Below are 25,944 nucleotides of genomic sequence, written 5' to 3'. Positions count from 1 at the left end.
TGTCACCCAGAAGGGTCGGTGACGAAAGCCGGTTCGCCAACCGGCGGGGAGCGGCTTACAGTCCCTTCATGCCCGGTACACGCTGGAGCCGCTTGCTGCCTACAGCGCTGCTGGTCACGCTCGCCTTGACGGTGATCTCCCTCTGGTCGGCCTCGGACGACATCGAGGCCGAACTGACAGCGCGCGCGAAGCACGCGCTCGCCGACGTCGGTGTCTCCGGCGGCCAGGTGAGCTTCTCCGGTCGCGATGCGAACCTCAGCGGCTTCCTGCCGAACCAGGCCGCGCAGGCGATGGACGCCATCCAGCGGATCGACGGGGTCCGCACGGTCGAGATCTCCGGCGACACCGCCTCGCCCGGCCCGGTGACGACGAGCGGTGAGCCGTCGAGTCCGCCGCCCTCGCCGCCGAGCCCACCGCCCAGCCCGACCACGACTTCGGCCAAGCCGACCGACAAGGCCGGTTTCCAGGCCGAGATCGACCGCCTACTGACGGCGACGCCGATCACGTTCGAACCCGACACCACCGAACTGACCGCGGACGGCGAACGCGGCGCGCTGGAGATCGCGAAGCTGCTCACGGACGCGCCGCGCGAACTGCGGTTCCGGATCACCGGGCAGGTGGCGGGCGGTTCGGACAAGAAGCTCTCCCTGAACCGGGCGAAGACGGTGGAACGGCTGCTGGAGCGCAACGGGGTCAAGCGCGACCAGGCGTACTCCACCGAACGCAAGAACTCCGACGGTGCGAGTGGCGAAGGCCGCCGCGTCGACATCACGGCCGAACAGAGGTGATGGCTGATGCTCTGGCTATTCGGGCAGATCTGGCTCTGGCTGCTCATCTCCTTCGCCCTCGGCTGCGGCGTCACCTGGCTGATGATGCGAGGCGACCGGCGTGAGCACGCGCCCCCCGTTTCGACGATCCCCGAGCCGGAACCTGCCACTCCGGCCTACGTCGACCCCGACCCCGTGCCCGTCCCGCTGGAGGCCGAGCAGACGCAGTTCATCCCGCCCGCGCGGATCCATGACGACGACGAGCCGTACGACCAGGAGACGGAAGGCCACCGCGAAGGTCAGCTGACCCCGGAACCGGTGCGCCCGGCTCAGGTCTACCACCCGGAGGAGCCGGAACCGGCAGGCCGGAACGGCGGCCACGGGCACGAACCCGAGCCGGTCTGGCCCAGTGACGAGGACTGGCCGCCCGGTGCCCGCACCACCGAGTACCGGCCGGGGCAGGGCGGCTGACACCCGCCTGGTAAATTCGGCTACGCACTGTGAGCGTGACGCCGGGTACATTTCGTCGATCGGGAGCCCCGGCACACGAAGGAGGCTCCGATTTGGCGCTCCCCTATTGGACGCCGCACAACCTGCTGCCTCCGGGCCGCCATCCAGCCGATCTCGCCGATGTCTATGAGCGGCTGGTCTTCGACGCACCGCATCAGAACGACCGCGAAATCCTGTTCAGCGCGCTGAACAGTTACCTGGGTGTCGCCCGGCGGATCATGCCGACCGGCCGCGCGTGGATCGGCGGCGATCTCACCGCCAGGACCCCGCACGCCCCGCAGGGGCTCGACGTGGTGCTGATCCCCGACGAATGGGGCGCCCTCAAACGGCTCGACGACGCGGGACGCTCGGCGCTGTACGGCCTGCTGACGCTGCGCGGGGTCATCGTCGGCCAGCCGGCCATGTACCTCGACCAGGTCCAGCCCGTCGGCGGGATGCTCGACGGCTTCCTCTGCCGTCCCGGCGACGAGGAGATCTGGGAGGAAGTATGGGCTTCAGGTGGCAGGGGAATTCCGGAAGTGATCTGGTGAGGAACGAATTCCGGCGTATCGCCGACGAGATCCCCGGCGGCACCTGGCTCGACGACCTCGCCCGCGCGTCGGCGATGGCCGCGTACGCGAAGTTCGAGCGCACGGCCCGTTCGCCGCTGCTGCGCGTGTCCGTGATCGGCGAGTCGCATCTGGACGCGTACACCTTCTCCGACATCAGCCGCGCGCTGCAGGACGCGACGGCGAAGATCGGGCACATCATCCGCAACCCGTCGGGTGAGGTGACCATCGTCCAGCCGGCGGACCGGGAGAAGGCGCCGTTGATCCAGCGCGGCCAGGCAGGCAACGCGATCTTCTTCGGCTTCCCCGAACCGGCGCTCGACGACGCGCTCATCCACGACGGGCTCGAATCGCTGTCCGAACGCGCGGTCAAGGAACTGTGCGACTTTCTGCCGGCCAACGGCTCCGACGACGGCGCGCTGGACGCGGTACTGCTGCAGCGCGACACCGTCCGCAACGCGGTCAGCGACATCGTCAACGCGGTCAGCAAACACGCCGGGATCGGCATGGCGCTGACCCCGACCGCGGGCGAGGAACTGACTCGCAGCATGACCACCGAGCAGGCCAGGATCCTCTCCGGGAGCCTGCGCGAGTCGCGGGAGGCCGTCGGCTACGAGACGGTCAGCGGCAGGCTGGACGGCGTCCGCACCCGGCGCCGGATCTTCTATCTCGAACGTGAATCGGGCGGCACGATCCAGGGCGCGGTCGCGCCGGATCTGCTCGACGAGATCAAGGAGAACCTGGACCGGCCGGTGACCGCGCGGCTGCGCGTCGTGCGCACCACGACCATCGACGGCCGCCGCGGCAGGCCGGTGCACGAACTGCTCGAGATCACCCCCGAAGTCAACCTGTTCGATCAGTGATCGGGTTTCCGACATTCGGCGGTGCCACAATTCTCGTCAGAAAATACCGATGACCGCTTGATTATCGTTGAATAATGACTTTTTCCGGCAGGTAACAATTTCGGCCATTGCCCCGAACGATGGGTTAACGTCTTCGGACGGAAGCCTCCGAAAGGGCAAGTATGCCGACCGATCCACCACTCCCGCACCCGCCGGCCACCCGCTACGGCCCGGGGTTCGCCACGCACGGGACCCGGCACCGAAAGCCCAAGAACGGCCTGGTCATCGCCGGTTTCCTGGTCGGCTTCGCCGCCCTCGGGGTCGCCTTCGTCCCGGTCGCCGGGCTCGCCGCATGGCCGCTCGCCGTAATCGGGATGACCTTTTCCGTGATCGGTTTGATCAAAATCAAGAAGGGCGAAGCAGACAAGAAGGGAATGGGGGTAGCGGGACTCGCGCTTTCCATCGCGGGCTTGCTGGCCGCGAGCGGGTTACTGGTCTACACCAACTTCTTCGCTACTGGTGAGTCGGGACTGCACATCCCCGCTGTCGCCGGGGACAAGAACCGCGTCGAGTTCGTCGTGAGCGCCTCCGGCGGCGCGACCGTCCGATACGGCTCGCTCAACGACCAGCGAAGCGAGACGACCCCCGCCAGTACCGACGAATGGCGCGGCACGGCGTCGTTCAATTCGGGCGATTATCTGCTCACCGTCACCGCGGACACCCGGAACTCGTCGGTCAGCAATCAGATCGCCTGCTCGATCCTGGTCAACGGCCGGAAGGTGGCGGAGAACAAGGGGCAGACCATCGCGCTCTGCACCGCGAACACCCGCTGAGGCGCCCCCGACTCACGCGTTTCGTCCTCTAAATGCGGTAGTTGCGCGCGCAAGTACCGCATTTAGAGGACGAAACGCATGGGTCGAGGGGCCGGGTGGAAGTGCCGCCTGGCGGCCGGCCGGTATCGCCCCCACCTCCACCGGCCGGACCGCCACGAGCCGCTCCTGGCGGCTCTTCGGACGGACCCCTCTGAACCGGGTCCGCCCGGGCGCCGATCCCTGTCGCATGCCCCTCCCCTAGGGCTCGACCGGCGCCGAACCGGACCCTACGCGCGCGACTGCCGAGGCCACTAAGAATCCGCTAAGGATCACTCACGGGCCTTCGTCGAGGTCCGCGAGTTCCATCCGGACCATGCCGGCGAGCTTGGGATTGGCGTCGGTGAGAATCTTCAGCGCGAGCGCGAATTGCTCGCGGGCACCGTCCACATCCGACCCGGCACGCAGCACCCTGCCCAGCGTCAGCCGCAGCACGCCCTCCTGGAGGACGAACCGCCTGCTGATCGTCAGGTCCACGGCCTCCCAGACGTAGCGCTCGGCAGCGGCGAGTTCGCCGATCTTCATGCTCAATTCGGCCAGGTTGTTCAGCGAGACGACGACGTAGCTTTCGTCGCCGAGGGCCCGGTCGATCTCCAGCGAAGCGACCTGGTGCCCGATCGCCTCGATGTACCGCCCCGCCCGCTTTTCGGCCTCCGCGCAGTTGTTGAGCGCCTGCCCGCGCAGCTCGAGATCGCCGGTCCTGGCGGTCTCTTCGACCGTCTGCCGCAACGTCGCGATGGCCTCGTCGTGCCGCCCCAACAGGGTCAGCGCGGAACCGAGGTGGATGTTCGCCGAGATCGTCAGCCGGTTGTCGCCGATCGCGCTCGCGAGTTCCAGCGCGCGTTCGGCGTCGGCGAGACAGCCCTGCGGCAGTTCGAAGGTGAGCGCGATGGCACACCGCGAGATCAGCATCCAGCAGCGGCCGAGGACGTCGCCGGATCGCTCGGCAGCCTCGAGGCCGATGTCGACCAGCCGCGTCCACTCGTCGAGCAGCGGGTACACCGCACGATAGGTGTGCGCGACCCTGGCCAGCCGCCACACGTCGCCATGTCGCCCCGCGGCGCCGGCGGCTTCGAGGACTTCGACCAGGTTCCGCCATTCCGCGGCGAACCAGTCCTGCGCTTCGGCGAAGGAGTCGATCGGCGGCATCTGTGCGTCGCTGAGCGCGCCGGTGAAGTCGAGCGGGTCGACGATCCGCAGCATCTTGCGCCGGGCCCGGTCGGCGACGGCCTGGTAGTACCGCACGGAGCGCGACAGCACCTCGTCACGGTCAGCCTCGTCGAGTTCGTTCTCCGCCAGCTCACGGAGGAACAGTCGGACGAGGTCGTGCGAGGCGAACGAGTCGCGACCGGTTTCGGTGAGCAGGTTGTGCGCGGCGAGCAACCGCAGATGCCGCCGCGCCTCGGCGACGGTGATCCCGCGGATCGCGGCCGTCAGGTGAGAACCGGCCGAAACGCACTGGACGACGCCGAGCCGCAGGAACGTGTCCGCGACATCGGCGGGCAGCCCGCGGAACGAGACGTCGAAGGCCGCGCGGACCCCGTCATCCGGGCTCTCGACGTCGAGCGCGGCGAGTCTGGTCCGTTCGTTGCCGAGTTCGTCGACCAGGTCCTGCGCGGACCACTGCGCGCTGGCGGCGAGCCGGGCGCCCGCGATCCGCAGCGCGAGCGGGAGATAGCCGCAGAGCCGGGCGAGCGCGTGGTTGAGATCGAACCCGGCCGGCCCGGCGAGTTCCTCGATCAGCCGGACGGCGTCACCGGGGGCGAGCGTGCCGAGGACGCGCAGTTTGGCGGCGTTGGACACGGCGAGCCCGTCGAGTCTGGAGCGGCTGGTCACCAGGCTCATCGACCGTGAACCGGGCGGCAGCAGCGGCCGCACCTGCTCGGCGGAGCGGGCGTTGTCGAGGAGCACCAGCATCCGGCGCCCGGCGATCATCGAGCGGTAGAGGGCGATGCGTTCGTGGACCTGATCGGGAATGCCTTCGGCCGGGACGCCGAGCCCGAGCAGGAACTGGGTGAGCAGTTCGGCGGGCTCCAGCGGCGGGTGGTGTGGATCGAAACCGCGCAAGGAGGCGAAGAGGATGCCGTCGGGGAAGCGGCGGGCGGCGCGATGGGCCCACCACACCACCAGGCTGCTCTTGCCGATCCCGGCGGTCCCGCTGACCACGCCGACGGCCGTCTCGCCCGCTTCGGCGCGGTCGGCGAGCTCGTCGAGCCAGGCGAGATCGGCCTCGCGGCCGGCGAGATTCGGCACGGCGGGCGGCAACTGCTGCACCGGCGTCGCGGCCTGTTCGGCCTTCGGTTCCGCGACGACCTTGACCGGCAGGTCGTCGTTGAGCACCCGTTCGTGCAGCCAGCGCAGGTCCGCGCCCGGTTCGACGCCGAGGGTGCGCAGGGTCGCCCGCGAGACCGTGCGGTACAGCTCGAGCGCGTCGCCGCGACGCCCGGCGTGGTACAGCGCGCGCATCAACTGTCCGGCCGTGCGCTCGGCCAGCGGCTTGGCCCGGACCAGCGGGCTGAGTTCGACGATCAGCTCCGCGTGCCTGCCGAGTTCGAGATCCGCGTCGACCCTGGCGCCGTGGACGGCGAGCCGCAGATCCTCCAGTTCGGGGGCCCGGACCGAACCCGGGACCCCGGCGAGCGCGGGTCCCTGCCACAGGGCGAGGGCCTCGGCGAGCAGTTCGGACGCCTTTTCCGGGTCCTCGGTGGACGCCCGGTCCAGCAACGAGCGGGCGCGATGGACGTCGATCCGGCCGGGGTCGACGGTGAGCTGGTAGCCGGGCGGCGCGGTGAGGATCTGGGCGCCGCCCGGATGGTCGCCCTGGCTGTCGCGGAGCACCCGCCGCAGGTGGGAGACGTTGCCGTGGACGATCGTGCGGGCGGTGGCGGGCGGGTCGTGCCCCCACAGCGCGTCGATGATCTCGTCGAGCGCGACGACCTTGTTGACCTTCAAGGCCAGTATCGCGAGAAGACCGCGGACACCGGGACCCCCCACGGGGACCGGCCGGTCGCCGTCGAGAAGCCGTACGGGACCGAGAAGCTGGAAATGGGCAGGAGAACCGCTTTCGCCCATGACAAGCCCCCTCCCCCGATCTCTCCCCTTACCGGAGTAGCCAACCTACCGCGCGAAGACGCCGTCAACCAGAAAAGCCTCGTGAGCGGTAATGACGGTTCTAACCGTTATTACCACTCACGAGACCAAAAAGGCTCCGTGCCCATCAGTCCCGATCTGATGGGCACGGAGCCGGGAGATGTCCGATTTGGGCCGCCTGGGGGCGCGACCCACACCGGACATCGGCGTCCACGTCCGTCCGGGTGGGCTCACCCCGAGCGAAGAACCCGTTCGGTCGTCGACAACACCTACGTGAGCGGGCCCACTGGCCCCTTCACGTGGCGACAACGTAACAGGGCGCACACCAACAGCTACAGGCGCCCCATCGTGGCCTTCGCTACCTGCGGTTTCGTCAGCGCGTCAGCGGAGTCGAGTCGCGGCCGGCGATGAACGCGGGACGCGGCTCGATCGCGGCGAACGGTTCCCGCAGCGCGTTCTCGACGCTGTTGAACACCACGAAGATGTTCGACCGCGGGTACGGCGTGATGTTGTTCGCCGAACCGTGCATCACATTCGAGTCGAACCAGAGCGCCGAACCGGCTTGCCCGGTGAATTGGTCGATTCCGTATTCCGCGGCGAGCTTGGTGATGTCTTCCTCGCTCGGAACACCGACCCGCTGCTCTTTCAGCGAACTCTTGTAGTTGTCCTCCGGGGTTTCCCCGGCGCATTGGACGAAGGTCCGCTGCGACCCCGGCATCACCATCAGCCCGCCGTTGAACGGGTAGTTGTCGGTGAGCGCGATGGAGCAGCTGACCGCGCGAGGTGCGGGCATGCCGTCCTCGGCGTGCCAGGTCTCGAAGTCCGAGTGCCAGTAGAAGCCGGTGCCCTTGAACCCGGGCATGTAGTTCACGCGGCTCTGGTGGATGTAGACCTCGGAGCCGAGGATCTGCCGGGCCCGGTCGAGCACGCGGGGGTCGCGGACGAGTTCCGCGATCAGCTCGTTGGTCTCGTGGACGTCGAAGATGGAGCGGACCTCACCGGTCTTGGCCTCCGTGATGACGCGCTCGTCGTCGCGGTGGTCACCCGACGACATGCGGACGAGTTCCTGCCAGTACGTCTGGACCTCGCCGGGCGACAACAACTGGTCGACGACGGTGTAGCCGCGGGCCTCGTGGTTGGCGAGGGTGGCCGCGTCGAGGGGTCCATCGGCCTCGGTACCCCAGACGGTGGGGTGGAGACGGGGCAGGTGTTCGGGCTTACCCGTGATGCGGGTCGGGTAACTGTCTTCGACTCGGGTGTCGGTCAGCGTCAATGCAGTCGCCTCCTCGAGCGATTTCAGGGTTCGGTGACGAGCGGGTACACGCCGTTTTCGTCGTGGACCTCACGGCCGGTGATAGGCGGGTTGAACACGCAGACGCACTTGATCTCGGTCTTCGGCCGGACCTGGTGCTTGTCGTGGTCGTTCAGCAGGTACAGAGTGCCCGGCTTCAGCTGGAACACTTCACCGGTTTCGGTGTTCTCGATCTCACCTTCACCGGAGGTGATGAAGACCGCCTCGATGTGGTTCGCGTACCAGAAGTCGTTGACCGTCCCGGCGTAGAGCGTGGTCTCGTGCACCGAGAAGCCGACGCCCTCCTTGGCCAGCACGATGCGCTTGCTGCGCCAGTTCGGGGTCTTGATGTCGGCGTCGGTGTCGGTGACCTCGTCGAGTGTTCGGACAAGCAACGGAAAACTCCTTCTCGTTCCTGGTTGGGGACGGTCAGTTCAGGACGGTGGCGATGGACTTGTCGATGATCGACAGGCCCTTGGTGAGCTCGTCGTCGGTCAGGGTCAGCGGCGGCAGCAGCTTCATGACCTCGCCGTCGGGACCGGAGGTTTCCATCAGGAGACCCCGTTCGAACGCGGCGGCGCAGACCTTGCCCGCGAGGTCGCCATTGGCGAACTCGAGGCCCCTGGCCAGACCGCGGCCCTTCGCGAGCAGGTTAGCGTCCGGGTATGCCTCGACTATGCCTTGGAACGCCGCAGCGATGCGCTCGCCCTTGGCCTTGGTCGACTTCTCCAGCTCGTCGTCGCTCCAGTAGACGCGCAGTGCTTCGGCCGCGGTGACGAACGCCGGGCTGATGCCGCGGAAGGTGCCGTTGTGCTCGCCCGGCTCCCAGACGTCGAGGTCGGGGCGGATCAGCGTCAGCGCCATCGGGATGCCGTAGCCGCCGATGGACTTCGACAGGCAGACGATGTCGGGCTTGATGCCCGCGTCCTCGAAGCTGAAGAACGGACCGGTGCGGCCGCAGCCCATCTGGACGTCGTCGAGGATCAGCAGGATGCCGTGCTTCTTGCACAGGTCGTCCAGCGCCTTGAGCCACTCGACGCGCGCGGCGTTGATACCGCCCTCGCCCTGTACGCCTTCGACGATCACGGCGGCGGGCTCGTTCAGGCCGCTGCCGGAGTCGCCGAGCAGCTTCTCGAAGTAGAGGAAGTCCGGGATGGAGCCGTCGAAGTAGTTGTCGTACGGCATCGGGGTGGCGTGCACCAGCGGGACACCCGCGCCGCCGCGCTTCATCGAGTTACCGGTCACCGAGAGGGCGCCCAGCGTCATCCCGTGGAAGGCGTTGGTGAAGTTGATGACGGCTTCCTTGCCGGTCACCTTGCGCGCGAGCTTCAGCGCGGCTTCGACCGCGTTCGCACCACCGGGGCCGGGGAAGACGACCTTGTAGTCGAGGTCGCGCGGCGCGAGGATCTTTTCCTTGAACGTCTGGAGGAAGTCCCGCTTCGCCACGGTGAACATGTCGAGCGCGTGCGTGACGCCGTCACGGGCGATGTAGTCGATCAGGGCGCGCTTGAGGGCCGGGTTGTTGTGCCCGTAGTTCAGCGCGCCGGCCCCGGCGAAGAAGTCGAGATAGGCCTTGCCGTCTTCGTCGTACAGGTAGCTCCCCTGGGCCCGGTCGAACACCACGGGCCAGCCACGGCTGTAACTGCGTACCTCTGATTCGAGTTCCTCGAAAATGCTCATCACGTTTTCTTTCTCCCTGGGATCCCCGGTTTTACGTTCTAGCGACTGCTGAGCGGACCGATTCGGTACAGATCCTCTTGCTCATGCGTTCCGTCCTCGGCCGGGAAATCGTTCGCGGAGAACAGATCCCGGCGTTCCAAGGTGGCGTTCCAGCGCTTGGCGAACGAGGCGAACAACCGGATCGAAGCCTCGTTGTCCGGAGTGATCGTGGTCTCGAGGTACCGCACGCCCTGGGCGACCAGACGGCTGAACAGCTCGTCGAGCAGTGCCCCGGCCAGCCCTTTTCCACGCTGGGACGCGTCGACGGCGACCTGCCAGACGAAGCCGGTGTCCTGCTTCCGATAGCCGATCACGAAACCGACGGGGCTACCGTCGACTTTGGCGACCACCGAGGTGTCCGCGAAATCATGACACCACAGCAAATAGGCGTACGACGAGTTGAGATCGAGCTTCTTCGAATCGCGGGCGATTCTCCAGAGCGCGGCACCGTCGGCCTTGGTCGGGGATTCGATCAAGTGCTTTCCGGACATGTCCAAGAAACGTACCGGAGGATTCGGGCGCGGTCAGATCAGCCGCTGAGCGGCAGCGCGGCTACCTGCAACAACCCTGAAACACACGTGACAAAGGTAACGGTAACGTTTGGTGCGCAGCACTAGTGGGTAAGGCCGCTTCGATGCGGTCTCACTGCACGTGACGATACCAACCGTTACCACGCCATCGCAGGCTCAGGGCGCGATTCGTCGCCCGAATCGGCTATTCACGCCGCCGTCCGCGACGGACGACCGAGCCGAGCGGCGTCCAAACGGCGGGCAGCAGGAGCAGCAGGCAGACGACCAGCCACCAGACCGGCGCCTCGCCCCGCCGCCAGCCCGCGACGACGCCCCCGAGCCAGCCGAAGAGTGGGTCGCGGACCGGCGGCAGGAACGCGGCGAACAGCAACCCGGCTCCCACCAGCACGCCGAGCACCGTGAGCACCATCCGCCACGTCTTGCGCAGCGTCATCAGGCTGACCACCAGGAACACGATCGCGCCCGCGGCAACCGGGACGCCGACCCACTGCAGTACCGGGCCGCCTTGTCCACCGATGACGAAGCCGGCCAGCACGGTGACCAGCGCGGCCAGCACGTTCCACGGGGACGGCAAGGTGGCCGCGCCGCGCGTGATCCACCAGGCGCTGCGTCCGGCGGCCTGCGCGAAGGTCGCGGCGGGCTGGACCGATTTCGGCACCCTCGTCGCCCCGGCGGCCGCGTTGATCCCGGCGGCGCCCGCCTTGACCAGCGTCTTCGTCAGCAGCATCGTCCCGCGTTCGTGTTCGAACCGCTCCGCCGAAACCTGGCAGGCCTGGAACGCGCGCTGCGTCTGCTCGTCGTTTTCCGGTTCGTTCTCGATCAGTCGCCGGAACCGTTCCGACGACTTCCCGTTACCCTTGGCCGTTTTCGCGTCGTGTCCACAGTGGAGACCGACACAGGGCAGTTCTTCACGCGCGATTTCCAGCTGCCGGGCCCTGGCGAGCACCATCGCCGTCACCGGCATGCTGATCGGCAGAGTGGTTTCCCTTGGTACGTCACCGAGTTTGCCGTCGAGGCCCAGGAAAGCGAGTTCGGCGGCCAGTTGGGCGCGCAAGGATTCCGCTTCAGCCGGGGATAGCCCGGCCTCGGTACCCGGCTGCCGCCAGCCGATCTTCTCGAACGCGTCCCGCACCTGCGCGCGGAAGGCCTCCGGCCCGACGACGTCACGCAGCAGCCGCAGACGTTTCGGATCGAGCAGGCACTGGAACAGCCAGCCCGCGCCGTCGACCCGGCCCCACATCCAGTCGTTGGCACGCCACGACGCCTTGTAGAACGCGCCGAAGTAGTCGGCCTGCATACCGGTGAGCTTGTCCCAGGAGCGGCGCCGTTTCATGTCCATCAGCGTCCGTGAATCCGCGCTCACCTGGACGAGATCGACCCGCTGGTCGACCGACGGCGGCTGCGCGAGCAGTCCCCTGGTCGCGATGTGCAGCCGCACCAGCCGGGAGGTGACGACCGGATCGGTGGCGCTCTTGTCGTCAGAAGTGAGCCCGGTCCACGCCAGCAGCGTGTTGACCGTGTCGGCGGCTTCGGTGTCCGGTTTCGCCTGTGCCAGCGGCAAAAGGATCGGCGTCGCCTGCCGCAGCGCGGCGACCACCATCGGCCACGCCTCCTTCAGCGTGTCGGAACGGCCGAGTTCCGCCCATTTTTCGGCGAGGCCCTCGATCCAAGCGGCCAGCGTGACGTCGGACGGTGGTGGCTCCTGGTCGGCGACCCAGCTCGCGAGCCGCATTCCCCGCGCAGCCCGGTGGCGCGCTTCGTGCAGCAGCACCCGGCAGCGATTGAGCTGCAGCGCCTGCTCCGGCGTGGGATCGAGCCGGAAACCCGCGTTCACCAGCTGAATCCCGGTGGCCACCGAATCGTCCAGCGCGGTGGTACGGAAGGCGACCACGTTCTCCAGCTCGCAAGTGTCCTTCGGCGGCTCGGTGGGCAGGCCGTCGCGCAATCCCGACGCCGCGGCCGCGCGCAGCTGCGCCGCCATCCCGGACGCCCACTGACGGCCGGGATCCTCCACATCGGACAGGGAGAGCCTGCGGGTCGCCTCACGGACCAGCGCGGTGGCGTCCTCATGGACCCGCCGGTCGCGGTAATCGTTCATCAGCCGCTGATCGACCAGTGTCTCAGGGCCGCCTCGAACCCCCATCGAGGCAAGCGAAACGCGAGTCCCCCTGGTCCGGACGACGGCGTCGTTGTGCCGGGTCAGGTCTTCGAGTTCGGCACTGATCGTCTGGCTCAGCACGGTGCCGACGACCTTGCTCATGGCGGTGCCCAGCAGCGGCGGCCGCTCCGGATCGACCTCGACGCGGTCGGCTTCGCGTTCCGCCGTCGGCACCACGTACAGCAGCAGCCGCCGCACGTCCGAATGCGACTGCCGTTCGAAGATCTCCCGCAACGCCGGGCGCAACGGCTTGTTCAGCAGCACCCCGCCGTCGGTCAGCCAATGCGACCGGGTGACGTCGGTGTAGCGGCTCATGTCCGGATGCAGCGGGCCGGTCTTCTCGCCGATCGGCATCCGGGAAAGTTCGAACGCGCCGGGAAACGAAGCGGTGGAACGCGCCGCGAGCGCGAGCGGACCCACGACGTCGTCTGTCCACAGAGGACCATCGAAGCGGAACAGCAGGCGATGTTCGGTGTCCCGCACGAGGTTTCCCAGCGCGTCGTCGAATCTGGTCGTCTCGCCGTCGATCATCGTGCCGGTGAGCAGCACGGTGATGTCGGGGCACTCGGGTTTCACCGTCGCCTTGTCGGTGATCCGGTGCAGCGCTTCCTTGAGATCCCCCAGCAGCACGCGATCGCCGTTCAGCAACGACCTCGGCTCTTTCTCGCCGGGATCGCGGATCAGGTTGTCGAGCGATCCCGTGCTGATCCACGTGTCCCGCAACACCTGCGGACTCGACCGGAACGCCTCGGCCAGGCCGAGGCACGCCGCGTTGATGCCGCCCGCGCTCGTGCCGGTGAGCACGTCGAGCGAGACGGTGGCGTTGAGCAGGTCGAGCAGCGTCCGGTACGGACTCGTCGATTCCGGCGTTCTCGACGCCTGCAGCAGATGCGAGGTCTCGGTGGCGACCCCGCCCATCCAGACCGCGAGGCTCGCCCCGCCCACCATGGTCATCGCCAGCCGGATCTCCTGCGGCCACGGGCTCCCCGCGTCGGCCATGTGCGCCCTCCCCAAGGCTGTAGTGCAGGTGGCACTTTAGACCGGACGGGCGAATCGGCGTACCGCCGTTGGTGCCGAGATCCGTTCGCCCGTAAGGGCACTTTCGCGCCCTCGCAATCAGGTGCGGGATCGCTGTGCCTGGATACCCGACGCCCGCATTTAGAGGACGAAATGCGGGGGGTCAGGCGGCGAAGTGTTCGAGCAGGAGCACTTGGGCCTCACCGACGGCGAAGCCGAGGCCGGCGCCGGTCGCGATCAGGATCCATTCGTCCTGCTGGAACGCCGGCCGCAGCAAGCCCTCGAACTCGCGCGGCGACAGCTCCTTCATCTTCGTCACCAGCACGTTCCGGATGTCCATCGCGTCGTTCGCGTAGTCCTCGATGTACCGCATGGTCTCCGGCAGCTTGTCCATGATCTTCTCGGCGATGTTCAGCTTCATGTCCTGATACCGCCTGCTGCCGACGGCGAAGACCACGAGCGGTTTCCCGACCCCGACGCGGCGTCCGAGCTGTGCGTCGAGTTGCCGCTGGATCAGCCCGAGCACCCGGTCCGACAGCGGCCCGTGCAGCACCGCCTCGATGACGTTGTGCGGCGTGATGATCTCCTGCGCGATCAGCGCACCGTACGCCTCCGCGACCTCGCCGCGCCGCTTCAGGAACAGGCCCTGCCAGCGCACGCCGAAGTACCGGCGCTCTTCGAGAGGGTAGAAGATCATCCGCAGCGCGAGCCAGTCGGTGAACCAGCCGGTGAAGAGCCCGAACAGCGGCATGATCAGCGGGAATTTGAACAGGACCCACGCGATCATCTGGATCACGCCGATCAGCCCGCCGAAGAAGATGCCGGAGCGGGCGATGAACTTGAACTCCTGGTCGCCCGCCTCCTGGAAGATCCGGTTCAGCAGCCGCTTGTCCTTGACCAGTGCGGTGACCACCATGCCCTTGAGGTCGAACACACTGTCCACATCGGACTTGATCAGCTCCAGGACGGCGGCGACCATCTTCGGTGTCTCGGCCTGGACGCGCTGGATCACCAGCCGCTGCACCCGCACGGGCAGCGATTCCCACAGCCCTGGTCGGTAGTGGGCGGCGACGTCGCGCACGATGTCCTCGACGGCCGCCTGCAGCGGTTTTTCGATCTCCTTGGCGATTCTCTGCGGATCGAGTCTGGCGACGACCTCCGCCGGTTTGATCAGCTGCTCGGTCATCGTGTCGCAGGCGATGCTCGCCATCCGCGCGGCGCGCTTGGGCACGATGCCCTGCCAGCCGAGGAACGGTTTGATACCGATGAACTCGACCGGCTGGAACATCATCCGGATCGCGACGAGTTTGGTGGTGTACCCGATCAGCACGGCGACGATCGGGATGGAGACGTAAATCGGCCAATGCTGGGCGAAGTCGGCGAGGATCCCCTCGAAGAACGCACCCATGCCGGGGTCAGCCCGCGCTCGGGTCGCAGGCCTGCCAGAACTGGGCGCCGAGCCGGGAAATATGCACCGTGCGCTTGACGAACTTGGCCCGCTTGACCGACTTCTCCGCCTCGCGGACGGTCTCGTCGGTCAGCAGGATCTCGTACTGCGTGTCGAGTGAGGGCACCTCTTCGTCCAGCTCGACCAGGCCGAGCCCGATCAACCGGGTGAGGTAACCGGGCACCTGGTCGGGCAGCGACACCCCGGCGGCCTTGCCGACGGTGGAGGCGTTGCGCAGCACGAACCGCCCGGCACCACCGAGGTTGGTCCGCTCGGCGACGTCGACGGCGGGGAACGGCGAGCCGTCGGAAAGCGCGGAAAGGATGCGGGCCTCGTCCGGCGTCAACTGCCGCAGGATGATCGCGTAGAGGTACTCGCGGGCGCGTTCGCGGCCGAAGCCGATCGAGTGGTTGAGCAGTTCCGCCATCGCCGCGCGGAGCGGTTCGAGGTGGGCGCGGGTGTGCACGAGGGTGATGGTCGCTTCGACCGGGCGGGAGCCGCCGGCGTCGGGCCGGTTCATCGCGGACGCGGCGGTGAGCGCGGCGTGATAGGGGTCGTCGACCTCGTCGAGACGGCGGCGCAGCTCCGAAAGCAGCTGTCGCTCGCCCTGTTTGATGACCTGCTCGGCGAGCTCGACGCCGGGGAGCTTGCGGGTGTATTCGATGCCCGTGCGGGCGGCCCAGCCCGCCAGTTGTCCCGCGCGTTTGGCGAAAGCGGCCAGGTCGTCACCGGCTGGTCGTTCGTTGCTCACGGGCACTCCCCTCGCGTTCGCGCTGATGCTACCTGCGAGTAGGCCGAATGGCCGAAATTGTGATGGACCAGAATGTTTGGATGGACTCCATGAGCTTCACGCGCTGGGGACCACCCATCGACGTCCTCCCGCTGTTCGCGCGCGAGGAGCAGGCCCTGCTCGACGTGCTGACCGGACTCGACGCGGAGCAGTGGGCCGCGCCGACGGTGTGCACGGGCTGGACGGTGCACGATCTCGCCGCCCACATCCTCGGCGACAAGCTCGGCAGGCTGTCCCGCGACCGCGACGACTACCGGGTGACGGCGCCGCGCGAGGGCGAACGCTTCGCGGAGTTCATCGACCGGATCAACGACGAATGGGTGGTGGCGTGCCGTCGGCTGTCCCCCGAAGTGCTGTTCGCCCTGCTCGTGGACAGCACCTCGCAGATCGCCGAAATGTGGGGCCGCGCCGACCTCGACGCCCTCGGCGAGCCGGTGAGCTGGGCCGGGGTCGAACCAGCGCCGGTCTGGCTCGACGCCGCCCGCGAGTACACCGAGTTCTGGGTGCACCAGCGGCAGATCCGCGAGGCCGTCGGGATACCTGGTCCGCTCGACGGTCCCGAATTCCGCGGGCCGGTAATCGACACCTTCATGCGGGCACTGCCGTACACCCTGCGTGACGTCGAAGCGCGGATCGGCAGGCAGGTCGGCTACACCGTCACCGGCCAGGGCGGCGGGAAGTGGACGGCTCAGCGCACCACCGACGGCTGGGAGATCGACCGCGTCGCGCCGACCTCACGCTCGCCGCTGGCCTCGGTGACGACGGACGCGGACACGTTCTGGCGGCTGTGCACGCGGAACCCGGTGGACAAGGGCCGGGTGACCGCCAAGGGTGACGAAAGGGTTTGCGGCGTCGTGCTCGGGATGACGTCGATCATCACGTCCGGTGACGGCTGACGAAGTCGCGGTGAGGCGTGGGGCGGGTTGGTCGTGAGTGGCGATTCGGGTTCTCACCCGAATCGCCACTCACGACCACCGGCACCGAAGGCTCAGCGTTGCAGGTGGCGGGACTTCTTGGCCTGCTTGCGCAACTGCAGGATCCGGGCGCCGCCGACGAGCGCGACCAGCGCGCCGCCGGCGATCACGGAGAACAGCATGGCGACGGCCAGCGGCATGCTGCCGGACATACCGAGGAAGTGCACGGTCGCGGTGTCCTGGTTCTGCAAGATGAACACCAGCAGGAACACCAGCACGACCAGCGCCACGATGACGGCGATCCAGGTCCCGCTCACGCGCGTGCGTTTGAGCTTCGGGACGGCGTCGAATTTACCGCTGTGGCGTGCGCCGCCAGCGGTTTCGGGCGGCTTGACGGGCTCGACCGGAACCTCGGCGGCGCCATCGTGCGGCTGCGTCATGCAGGACAGTGTCCGCCGATCTGGGGTTGATCGCGCTCTCAAGCGTCCAAACGGGTGACCTCGTCCGCCGCGCGGAGCACGCGCAAGGTGTTCTTCCCGGCCAGCTTCGCGCAATCCTCTTCGCTCCAGCCGCGCTCCAGCAGCGCGGCGAACAGCATCGGATACTTCGAAACGTCTTCGAGGCCTTCGGGCAATGTCGCGACTCCGTCGTAGTCACCGCCGAGGCCGATGTGGTCGACACCGGCCACTTCACGAGCGTGCTCGATGTGCGCGACGACGTCGTCGATGCTCGCCTTCGGCTTCTCGGGACCGCCGCGCTCCGCGGTGAACTTGGTGCGCAGGTCGAGATTCCGGTAGTCCTGGCCCGCGGCATCCATGTCCTGGCGCAGCTGCTCGTCCCACTCGGCGACCTTCGGCGAGATGAAGCCCGGCACAAACGTCACCATCGCGACGCCGTCCTTGGCGGCCAGGGTCTCCAGGACGTCGTCGGGGATGTTGCGAGGATGGTCGTTGACCGCGCGGCACGAGGAGTGGCTGAAGATCACCGGCGCCGAACTGACCTCCAGCGCGTCGCGCATCGTGCTCGGCGCGACGTGCGAGAGGTCGACCAGCATGCCGATCTTGTTCATCTCGCGCACGACGTCGCGACCGAAGTCGGTGAGCCCGTTGTGGGCGGGCTCGTCCGTACCGGAGTCGGCCCAGGTGGTGTTGTAGTTGTGCGTCAGCGTCATGTAGCGGACGCCAAGGCGGCGCAGGATCCTCAGCACGCCAAGGGATTCGGCGATGCTGTGGCCGCCCTCGGCGCCCAGCAGCGAGGCGATCTTGCCGTCGCGGAACGCGGCTTCGGCCTCGTCCGCGGTGTCGGCGAGCGCCAGGCGATCGGGGTACCGCTCGATCATCTGGTGCACGATCTCTATTTGTTCGAGCACCGCCGTGACCGCGCTGTGCCCCTCGAACTGGCAAGGCACGTAGACGGACCAGAACTGCATCCCGAGCCTGCCTTCGGCGAGCTTCGGGAAGTCGGTGTGCAGATGCGGCTGGCGGACCGTGAGATCCGTACCCGCCACGGCCTCGACCGGATCCGGGCCGGTCGTGACCCGCAGCTCCCACGGCAGATCATTGTGGCCGTCCGCGAGGAGCACCGATTCGAGCAGAGCCTGGGCGCGGGCTAGGTCGCCATTAGTCATCGGGCGATGGTACGTCCGTCTACTTTGCTCTCACTGTCAAGGGTTGAGCCATCCCGCGGCCGCGACCAAACCGTTGCCTGTCACCTGATGTCCGCCGGGATGGCGGTGTGCGACGACGTCCGCGGAGCGCTCGCGCAAGTCCCGGACGAGGGCGTCCGCCGACGCGAGTGGCGCCATCGGATCCCGTTCGCCATTCGAAAGAAACACCCGCGTTCCGGACAAATCGTGTTGTGGCGGCGAAGGAACGGGCGACATCGCCGCGAACAGCACCGCTTCGCGAACGGCGTCCGGACGGAGCAAGGTCACCGCGGCCGCGATGTTGGCGCCATTGGAGAACCCGATGGCGACCAGCCGCCGATCCTCGATGCCGTAGTCCGCACGCGAGGCGACCACGAAATCGGCCAACTGGTTCGCGCGGAAGACGACGTCCTCGTGATCGAAAACGCCTTCCGCCAACCGGCGGAACCACCGCGGCGCACCGTGTTCCGACACCGGCCCGGCCGGCGCGAGCAGCGCCGACTCAGAACTCAGCTGCCGGGCGAGCGGCACCAGGTCGTCCGGACCGCCGCCGGTGCCGTGCAGGAGCAGCAGCACCGGCTCGTCCGGTGAACCTTCGACGTACTTGTGGTCCAGTCCGGTCATCGTGCTTCCGGGTTGTTCTCGTTCGGGAGGTCCAGCTTCGGCAGCATCGCCTGGATGTCCTCACGCTTGGGCTCCAGCCACGGCGGCAGTTTCAGCGCGCGGCCGAGTTCCAGCAGCGGCTCGTCGATCGCGAAACCGGGTTCGTCGGTCGCGACTTCGAGCAGGGTGCCGCCCGGCTCGCGGAAGTAGATCGAGCGGAAGTACTGACGGTCCAAAATGGACGTCACGTGCACGCCGTCGTCGATCAGTTCGTCGCGCCACGCGGCCTGGGTCCGCTCGTCCGGCGCGCGCCACGCGACGTGGTGCACGGTGCCCGCCGCCACCAGCCCGCGCGGGGCGTCCGGCGTCACGAGGACGTCGACGAGCGCGCCGGGGCCGCCTTCACCGGCGGAGAAACGCAGGCGGTTGCTCTCCTGGTGCTGGAAGGTCAGGCCGAGGCCGTCGGTCAGCATCCCGGCGGTCGCGTCCTCTTTGGACACCGACAGCGTGACGGAGTGCAGCCCGCGGATGGCGTGCTCGGCGGGGACGAGCTTCGTGTCCCACGGGTCGCGGGGGTCACCCTGGGGATGCGCGACGAGCGCGAGCTTCAGTCCGTCCGGGTCGAGGAAGGTGAGCGTCTCTTCCCCGTCGGAGTTGCGGATCTGACCCGTCTCGATGCCGCTTTCGGCGAGGTGCGTCTTCCACCAGCCGAGCGAGGCTTCCGGCACGGAGAACGACGTCGTGGTCGCCTGGCCGGTCCCGTGACGGCCCTTCGGCGCGTCCTTCCACGGGAAGAACGTCATCAGGGAGCCTGGCTTGCCGGACTGGTCGCCGTAGTAGAGGTGGTAGGTGCCGGGATCGTCGAAGTTCACGGTGGTCTTCACCAGCCGCAGGCCCAGCGCCCTGGTGTAGAAGTCCGCGTTGCGCTGGGGGTCGCCACCGATGGCGGTGACGTGGTGCAGGCCGGAAGTCTTGATCGACATGGTGCCCCTCCTCTGGGAGCCGGTGAAAAACAAGCTAACCACAGAACCTCTCGCGCGCAAGATATATTCCTGAAAGAGTTCTCGGTGTAGGCTCGCGTCCGTGACAGCGGATCCGAGCGACGACGAAGTGGTCACGTGGTGGGGCCTGGTGATCGAGGGCTATCTGGCCACGCAGAACCGGCTGATGGACGAGATCGCCGACCGATTCGGCCTGGCACCGGCGTCGTTCGACATCCTGCTGCGGCTCGTGCGCTCGCCGGAGCACCGGATGCCGATGACGCGGCTGGCCCTCGAGGCGGCGTTGTCCAGCGGCGGCTTCACGAAGGTCGCGGACAGGCTGGTCGCCGCGGACCTGATCTGCCGAGTGCCCAGCCCGGACGACCGGCGCGTCACGTTCGCCGCGCTCACCGCCCACGGCCTCGACGTCGCTCAGCAGGCACGCGAGGCCTGCGCGGAGATTCTGCGGCGCATCGTTTTGACTCCGCTGGGCGACGACGCGCACGCGCTGGCCGAGGCCATGCGCACCCTCCGCACCGTCAACGGCTCGTGACCTGCCGCATCCAGTCCTCTAAACGCGGTATGTGCACGCGCAACTACCGCGTTTAGAGGACTAAATGCGGTGGGGCCGGGTCCCGGACCTCGTACAGGTCCCGCACGAGGTCCCGGATGACGTTGCGCCGGATCTTTCCGGTCGCCGTCTTGGGCAGTTCGCCCAGCTCGACGATGCCTCGCGGGCGTTTGAACGACGCCAGCCCCGCCCGGCAGAAGTCGATCAGCTCGTCCGCGTCCAGCCGATGGCCGGGCACGCCGACCACGCAAGCGACCGGTTTCTCGATGCCGTCGGAGTCGAACGCGGCCACGACGGCGACCTCGGCGACCGCCGGATGTTGCAGCAGCCGATCCTCGACCTCGGCGGGAGACACCCAGATCCCGCCCGGCTTCAACATGTCGTTGAACCGCCCGAGGCAGGTGTAGGTCCCGTCGGCGTTGCGCACGAAACTGTCGCCCGTCCGCAGCCATTCGCCCTGGAAGACCCGCTTCGTCGTCTCGTACCGCGCCCAGTATCCGGTCGCGATCGACGGTCCGGCGACGAACAGCTCACCGGGCTGCCCGTCCGGTACGGGCGCGCCGTGCTCGTCACGCAGGGCGATCTCGTAGCCGGGGACCGGCACCCCGGTACTGCCCGGCCGGACTTGGCGTGGCCGGTTGGACAGGAAGATGTGCAGTGCCTCCGTCGACCCGATCCCGTCGATGATCTCGACGCCGAACCTCTCGCGGAACCGGTCGTACAGCACGGCGGGTAGCGGTTCCCCGGCCGAAACGGCTTGGCGTACCGACGCGAATGTGTCGTCCGGGATGTCGCTGGCGAGCAGCGCCGCGAAGAACGTCGGGACGGCGAAGAACAGCGTCGGCCGCTCCGCGCGCACCCTGGCCGCGATCAGACCCGGGGTCGGGCGGGCCGGTTCGAGCAGCGTCGTCCCGCCGGCCGCGAGCGGGAAGAACGCGGAATTCCCCAAGCCGTAGGCGAAGAACAGCTTCGGGACGGAAAGGAACCGGTCGTTGGGGCCGACGTCCAGCACACCACGCGCGTACGTCTCGCAGACCGAGCGGATGCCCGCGTGCCGGTGCATCGCCCCCTTCGGCTTACCCGTCGTCCCCGAGGTGTACAGCCAGAGCGCGGGCGAGTCCTCCCAGGTCGGCGCCGGTGCGAAACCACGGTCGTCCACTGTGGACAGATCACTCCAGTCGTGCACGCGGACCCCGGACGGCAGTTCCGCCGCCTTCGCCCTGTCCAGCACGACGTCGGTGACCTCGGGCGCCAGTCCCAGCGCGATCGCCGCCTGTGCGGCGAACTCGCCGGAAACACACAGGACCCTGGCCCGTGAATCGGCCAGCAGTTTGCCGAGGTCCAGCCCGGTGACCATGGTGGACACCGGTACCGCGACCGCCCCGGCCAGCATCGCGCCGAGGATTCCGGTGAGCAGTTCGACGTCGTCGACCATGCAGAACAGGACCCGCTCCTCCGGGCGGACGCCGATCGCGCGCAGTCCGGCCGCGACCCGGCGGGTTTCGGCCGCGAGTTCGGCGTAGGCGAGGCTCCGCCTCGGCGAAACGACCGCGGGCTTGGCGCCGCGCCCCTCCGCCAGATGCGCCTCGAGCAGGTAGCTCGCCACGTTGAACCCGGTAGCTGCAGCGGTCACGGCGCACCCTCTATCGGCTCAGCTCAGGTAAACGTATTCGTAGTCGAACGGTTTCCCATTGATGCCCTGGCGTGGCGGCGCCACCCAGCTCGCGATCTTTCCTCGCTCGTACACCGGGTGCATCAACGATCGGACGAAGGTCAGGTCTTCCGGGGTGGGCAGCCACTTGCGTTTGCCGGCCAGCCAGGTCCGCTCGTCGACAACGGTGCCGTCGGGCGTCACATGGTGGCCGGAGTTTATGCCGACTTCGCGATTGAATCCAGGGTGCGGGAGGACGAATCGGAAGTCGATGCCCGCCTCGTGCAAGATCTTGTTCCAGCGGTTGACCCCGGTCTGGCAGTCGGCCCGGTACTCCTCCCGCAGGTCGAGGTTCAACAGCAGGATGGCCGGGTGTTCCTCGGTCTCCCACGTGCCGTCCGCCCGCGGCCGGGACAGCGACCCGGCGGCGTCGGTGAGCCGGTGGTCGTCCTTGCGCCGGGTCTCCTGCCAGCGACCTTTCAGTCCGGCGGTGTAGTAGTTCGCCGCGTTGGTCGAGGTCTCGCCGCCGAACAGGTCGAGTGAGACGGTGTAGTGGAAATTCAGATACCGCTGAATGAGGTCGAGCGGGATCCCGCCGTGCGCGGCGATGTCGAAGGTGTCGTGTTCGCGGATCAGTTCGGCACTGCGGGTGATCACGCGGTCGACACCGGTGGTGCCGACGAACATGTGGTGCGCCTCTTCCTTGAGCATGAATTCACAAGTGCGGGAAAGCGGGTCGAAGCCGCTTTCCTTGAGTGTGCCGAGCTGATATTTGCCATCGCGATCGGTGAAATAGGTGAACATGTAGAAGGCGAGCCAATCCGCGGTCTCTTCGTTGAAGGCGCCGAGGATGCGCGGGGCGTCCGGACTTCCGGAATTCCGGAGCAGCAAGGCTTCCGCTTCTTCTCGACCTTCGCGGCCGAAGTAGGCGTGCAGCAGATACACCATCGCCCACAGATGACGGCCTTCTTCGACGTTGACCTGGAAGAGGTTCCGCAGGTCGTACAGGCTCGGCGCGGTCAGCCCCAGCAGTTTCTGCTGCTCGACCGACGCGGGTTCGGTGTCGCCCTGGATGACGATGAGCCGCTGCAGATCGGCGCGGTACTCGCCGGGAACCTGCTGCCAGGCCGGTTCGCCTCGATGCTCGCCGAAGGTGATGACGCGGTCCGGATCACGCTCGGCGAGAAAGATCCCCCACCGGTAGTCCGGCACGTTGACGTGGTCGAAATGCGCCCAGCCGTCCCGGCCGACACTGACCGCCGTGCGCAGGTAGACGCCTTGGGTCCGCAGTGTGGGGCCCATTTCGCCCCACCAGTCCAGGAATTTCGGCTGCCAGCCTTCCAGCGCCCGCTGTAGCCGCCGGTCTCCGGACAGATCGACGTTGTTGGGGATCTTGGCGTCGTAATCGATCTTGGTGGGCATGGGTCTCAAACCCGCTTCCTGTCGAAGACGGCCTTCTGACCAGTACCGTAGCGACGCAAAGCGCCTTCCGGTCCGGATGCGTTCGGACGAGTGAAGATCCAGTTCTGCCAAGCGGCCAAGCGGCCGAAGATCTTGCTCTCCACCGTCTCGGGTCCGACGAACCGGTGGTTCGCCTCCATGCCGGTCAGCGCGTCGGGGCTCAGCGAAGCCCTTCCCTCCAGCGCGATCCGGATCTCGTCCGCCCAGTCGAGGTCGTCCGGGGCGTCGGTGACCAGACCGAGGTCGTTCGCCTCCGCCGGACTCAGCGGTTTGCCGCGTTCTTCCGCGAGCCTCGCGACGTGGTCCGGTTCACCGAAGAACCGGGACTCGAGGCGGGACAGGCCGTTGCTCATCGGAAGGCGGCCGAAGTTGGCCTCGGACAACATGATCGACGCACGTTCTTCACTGTCCTCGTCCTCGATCGGCGGACCGTCCAAGATGTACTGCCGGTCCGCGGCGAGCGCGAGTTCCAGCAGGAGCCCGGCGAAGCAGCTACCAGGTTCGATGAGCGCGATCAGGCTGCGGCTGGTGACATCCAGCCGCTTCAGCGTCCGCTTGACATAGTGGACGATTTCGTTGCTCAGACAGTCTTTCGCGTCGAACACGGCACGTTCGCGCTCCAGCACCTTCGCCGGATCGCCTTCGGTGCGGAGTACCCAGGTACCGAGTTCAGGTTCGTTGGTGCGCAGGCGAAGGATCGCGTCGTCCAGTTCGCGGGTGACGTCCAGCAGCCAGCCGTCGTCGTCCTCAGGCCCCTTGACGGTGATCGTCGCTTCGGTCGCGCTCAGTGAAATATCGACATAGCGATGCGTCAGCGGCTTCAGCTCGACACCTTCGCCATCGAGCCGACCGCTCGTCCGCGCGAGTTCCTTCGCCTTGGCCAGTACGACTTCGCGGAACCCTTGCCGTGGCACGAGTTCGTCGACGAGCCGCCAGTCGACGGCGGCCCGGCCTTTCATGCCGTCCGGACGGGTGGCGAAGACGTCGGCGAGATCCCGCCGCACGCCGCGTTTGTCGACCAGCCTGATGAGCCCGCCGGTCCCGGGAAGGACACCGAGGAGCGGGATCTCCGGCAGCGCGACGGTCGACGAGTTGTCGTCGACCAGCAGGATCTTTTCGCAGGCGAGCGCGATCTCGTACCCGCCGCCGGCACAGGTGCCGTTGACCGCGGCGACGTAGATCTGGCCTGAGTTCGCCGACGCGTCCTCCATGGCGTTGCGGGTCTCGTTGGTGAACTTGCAGAAGTTCACCTTCCACTCGTGTGTCGACGACGCCAGCATGCGGATGTTCGCGCCCGCGCAGAAGACGTTGGCCTTCGCGCTGGTCACGATGACCACGCGGACTCCGGGGTGTTCGAACCGCAGGCGTTGCGTCGCGTCGTACAACTCGATGTCGACGCCGAGGTCGTACGAGTTGAGCTTGAGCTCATACCCCGGCACGAGACCACCGTCTGCGTCCACGTCGAGTTCGAGCCACGCGACCTCGCCGTCGATCACCAGGTTCCAGTGTCGGTAGCCGCCGGGATGACGTTCGAACGTCACCGATGTGGTCCGCGTCACCCCATCGATTCTCTACATGCCGATATTGACCGTCAATGTTGTGTAGAGAGTTGGCCAGGCGCGCTCACCCGGTTGAGTTTCGTCGCGGCCCAGATCACGAAAGCCCACAACAGGAGCGCAGACGCCGTGTCGGTGTAGATCGTGGCGAACCAGAAGGCCGGGATCTGCGGCACGGCGACCAGGAAATGCCCGAGACTGGCCAGCCCGGACAGCGAATAGACCATCAGGAACGCGAGCGCCCGCCAGTAGCGCCCGCGCACGTAGTCGCGGTAGCCGAGCAGACCGAACGTCGTGAGGAGAACGTAGACGACGACCACCAAGGTCGCCGCGGCGCCGACCGAGACCCCCTCGACCTGCGGATAGTCGGCCGCCCTGAGCACGTTGTGCGCGTAATGCAGCGTGGTGGACAGCAGCGTGAACGCGAGAATCAGCCGTAACGCGGTGAGTCCCCGGCCCTGGAGAACAGCCATGTTCGCCCCCTTTTTGCGACTTGATAGATCGCTCTAGCGAGAGAGTAGCGCAGGGCTGCGGTGACCTGAAGGGGACTTTCGTCCCGGTCGATACCGGTGATCGAACGTGACCGCGAGGTCGCAAGTGGCAATGAGAGGCTCCGCTGAGGGGTAGGGCAGGCGCACGTGGCGTTGCCAAACTTGCTGCGTAGGCGCTCTTCCGGCACCAGAGAGACCTTCGTGCCATGCGCCTGGATCGAGTCGATCTCTGCGCAGGGGTCGTGAGTGGCAATGAGGGTTATTGAGGGCAAGTCAAACGTGTCGTGGTGGAGTTGACGGGAGCGGGCAGCGGCGCGTGAAGGCCCTTCCCTCGGCTCAGCCGAGGAAACTCGACCTTCACACCTTCCCCAGTACATGGACGAGAGGGCGGCGGCGGTGGCCGTTCGGTACAGGTGGTCGTGGGGGGGGGGTTGGGGTGGGAACCCAAAAGCCCCCCCCAAACCCCCCGACCCCCCCCCCCCCACAAACCCCCA

At 67.4% G+C, this 25,944-nt stretch carries 23 protein-coding genes; 7 read left to right on the top strand and 16 right to left on the bottom strand.

The genetic code is table 11. The features are described from left to right. The first annotated feature begins 68 nt into the window (after positions 1-68). From ACZ54P_RS31675 to ACZ54P_RS31655, 5 genes are all read left to right on the top strand, one after another. A complete protein-coding gene (locus ACZ54P_RS31675; RefSeq protein ID WP_465465259.1) occupies positions 69-788 on the top strand; it encodes an OmpA family protein in 720 nt (239 codons plus the stop codon). A 6-nt stretch (positions 789-794) separates the two neighbouring features. Further along, positions 795-1,238 carry a hypothetical protein gene (locus ACZ54P_RS31670; protein ID WP_465465258.1) on the top strand — a complete coding sequence of 148 codons (444 nt, stop codon included), beginning with the start codon at positions 795-797 and terminating at the stop codon, positions 1,236-1,238. A 92-nt stretch (positions 1,239-1,330) separates the two neighbouring features. Continuing rightward, positions 1,331-1,807, top strand: coding sequence for a DUF6932 family protein (locus ACZ54P_RS31665; RefSeq protein WP_061985089.1), 477 nt, complete (start codon positions 1,331-1,333; stop codon positions 1,805-1,807). Then, positions 1,804-2,688: a hypothetical protein gene (locus ACZ54P_RS31660; protein WP_143104888.1), complete on the top strand. Its 885-nt coding sequence runs from the start codon at positions 1,804-1,806 to the stop codon at positions 2,686-2,688. Before ACZ54P_RS31665 ends, ACZ54P_RS31660 begins: the two co-directional genes overlap by 4 nt. A gap of 161 nt (positions 2,689-2,849) precedes the next feature. Continuing rightward, complete coding sequence (locus ACZ54P_RS31655; protein WP_465465257.1) at positions 2,850-3,500, top strand: DUF4190 domain-containing protein; 651 nt, start codon at positions 2,850-2,852, stop codon at positions 3,498-3,500. Between the two features lie 312 nt (positions 3,501-3,812). Here the strand turns inward: ACZ54P_RS31655 and ACZ54P_RS31650 are convergent, their stop codons facing one another. The 8 genes from ACZ54P_RS31650 to ACZ54P_RS31615 all read right to left on the bottom strand — a co-directional run bounded on the left by ACZ54P_RS31650 (position 3,813) and on the right by ACZ54P_RS31615 (position 15,539). Further along, positions 3,813-6,608 (bottom strand): AfsR/SARP family transcriptional regulator, encoded by a 2,796-nt coding sequence (locus tag ACZ54P_RS31650; RefSeq protein ID WP_465465256.1) that lies wholly within the window; start codon positions 6,606-6,608, stop codon positions 3,813-3,815. Between the two features lie 391 nt (positions 6,609-6,999). After that, positions 7,000-7,899 carry an ectoine hydroxylase gene (gene thpD, locus ACZ54P_RS31645; protein ID WP_465465255.1) on the bottom strand — a complete coding sequence of 300 codons (900 nt, stop codon included), beginning with the start codon at positions 7,897-7,899 and terminating at the stop codon, positions 7,000-7,002. 23 nt (positions 7,900-7,922) lie between these two features. Then, positions 7,923-8,312, bottom strand: a complete 390-nt coding sequence (locus tag ACZ54P_RS31640; RefSeq protein ID WP_465465254.1) for an ectoine synthase — start codon at positions 8,310-8,312, stop codon at positions 7,923-7,925. Positions 8,313-8,346: 34 nt separating this feature from the next. Beyond that, positions 8,347-9,597, bottom strand: a complete 1,251-nt coding sequence (gene ectB, locus ACZ54P_RS31635; RefSeq protein ID WP_465465253.1) for a diaminobutyrate--2-oxoglutarate transaminase — start codon at positions 9,595-9,597, stop codon at positions 8,347-8,349. Positions 9,598-9,635: 38 nt separating this feature from the next. Next, the gene (ectA, locus tag ACZ54P_RS31630; protein WP_465465252.1) at positions 9,636-10,127 is read right to left on the bottom strand and encodes a diaminobutyrate acetyltransferase; all 492 of its coding nucleotides are present in this window, start codon (positions 10,125-10,127) and stop codon (positions 9,636-9,638) included. Positions 10,128-10,350: 223 nt separating this feature from the next. Then, a complete protein-coding gene (locus ACZ54P_RS31625; protein WP_465465251.1) occupies positions 10,351-13,323 on the bottom strand; it encodes a patatin-like protein in 2,973 nt (990 codons plus the stop codon). Positions 13,324-13,504: 181 nt separating this feature from the next. Continuing rightward, positions 13,505-14,749: a DUF445 domain-containing protein gene (locus ACZ54P_RS31620; RefSeq protein ID WP_465465250.1), complete on the bottom strand. Its 1,245-nt coding sequence runs from the start codon at positions 14,747-14,749 to the stop codon at positions 13,505-13,507. 7 nt (positions 14,750-14,756) lie between these two features. Continuing rightward, entirely contained in the window at positions 14,757-15,539 is a 783-nt protein-coding gene (locus ACZ54P_RS31615; RefSeq protein ID WP_465465249.1) for an Abi-alpha family protein, read from the bottom strand. 80 nt (positions 15,540-15,619) lie between these two features. Here ACZ54P_RS31615 and ACZ54P_RS31610 point away from each other — a divergent pair, with 80 nt between their 5' ends. Continuing rightward, positions 15,620-16,474: a maleylpyruvate isomerase family mycothiol-dependent enzyme gene (locus tag ACZ54P_RS31610; RefSeq protein WP_465465248.1), complete on the top strand. Its 855-nt coding sequence runs from the start codon at positions 15,620-15,622 to the stop codon at positions 16,472-16,474. A 92-nt stretch (positions 16,475-16,566) separates the two neighbouring features. Here ACZ54P_RS31610 and ACZ54P_RS31605 read toward each other — a convergent pair whose 3' ends face one another. Genes ACZ54P_RS31605 through ACZ54P_RS31590 form a run of 4 tightly spaced genes read right to left on the bottom strand, consistent with a single transcriptional unit; the run spans position 16,567 to position 19,723 of the window. Then, positions 16,567-16,932, bottom strand: a complete 366-nt coding sequence (locus ACZ54P_RS31605; RefSeq protein WP_465465247.1) for a LapA family protein — start codon at positions 16,930-16,932, stop codon at positions 16,567-16,569. A gap of 38 nt (positions 16,933-16,970) precedes the next feature. Next, positions 16,971-18,119, bottom strand: coding sequence for a dipeptidase (locus tag ACZ54P_RS31600; protein WP_465465246.1), 1,149 nt, complete (start codon positions 18,117-18,119; stop codon positions 16,971-16,973). A 36-nt stretch (positions 18,120-18,155) separates the two neighbouring features. Then, positions 18,156-18,761 (bottom strand): alpha/beta hydrolase, encoded by a 606-nt coding sequence (locus tag ACZ54P_RS31595; protein ID WP_465465245.1) that lies wholly within the window; start codon positions 18,759-18,761, stop codon positions 18,156-18,158. Further along, on the bottom strand, positions 18,758-19,723 hold the full coding sequence (locus tag ACZ54P_RS31590) for a ring-cleaving dioxygenase (protein ID WP_465465244.1): 966 nt from the start codon (positions 19,721-19,723) through the stop codon (positions 18,758-18,760). The genes ACZ54P_RS31595 and ACZ54P_RS31590 overlap by 4 nt, the downstream gene beginning before the upstream one ends. A gap of 100 nt (positions 19,724-19,823) precedes the next feature. On the opposite strand from ACZ54P_RS31590, the gene ACZ54P_RS31585 reads away from it, so the two are divergent. Then, positions 19,824-20,273, top strand: a complete 450-nt coding sequence (locus ACZ54P_RS31585; protein WP_465465243.1) for a MarR family winged helix-turn-helix transcriptional regulator — start codon at positions 19,824-19,826, stop codon at positions 20,271-20,273. A gap of 52 nt (positions 20,274-20,325) precedes the next feature. Here ACZ54P_RS31585 and ACZ54P_RS31580 read toward each other — a convergent pair whose 3' ends face one another. From ACZ54P_RS31580 to ACZ54P_RS31565, 4 genes are read right to left on the bottom strand one after another with little or no spacing between them, the layout of a single operon-like run. After that, the gene (locus ACZ54P_RS31580) at positions 20,326-21,924 is read right to left on the bottom strand and encodes a benzoate-CoA ligase family protein (RefSeq protein ID WP_465465242.1); all 1,599 of its coding nucleotides are present in this window, start codon (positions 21,922-21,924) and stop codon (positions 20,326-20,328) included. Between the two features lie 18 nt (positions 21,925-21,942). Continuing rightward, complete coding sequence (gene boxB, locus ACZ54P_RS31575) at positions 21,943-23,364, bottom strand: benzoyl-CoA 2,3-epoxidase subunit BoxB (RefSeq protein WP_465465241.1); 1,422 nt, start codon at positions 23,362-23,364, stop codon at positions 21,943-21,945. Positions 23,365-23,369: 5 nt separating this feature from the next. After that, on the bottom strand, positions 23,370-24,962 hold the full coding sequence (gene boxC, locus ACZ54P_RS31570; protein ID WP_465465240.1) for a 2,3-epoxybenzoyl-CoA dihydrolase: 1,593 nt from the start codon (positions 24,960-24,962) through the stop codon (positions 23,370-23,372). 32 nt (positions 24,963-24,994) lie between these two features. Then, on the bottom strand, positions 24,995-25,432 hold the full coding sequence (locus ACZ54P_RS31565; RefSeq protein ID WP_465465239.1) for a hypothetical protein: 438 nt from the start codon (positions 25,430-25,432) through the stop codon (positions 24,995-24,997). Between the last annotated feature and the right edge of the window lie 512 nt (positions 25,433-25,944).

Source organism: Amycolatopsis sp. NPDC034160 (assembly GCF_055575355.1).
The sequence above is the reverse complement of the archived record's forward strand: the minus strand, read 5'-3'. Positions and strand labels throughout refer to the sequence as shown.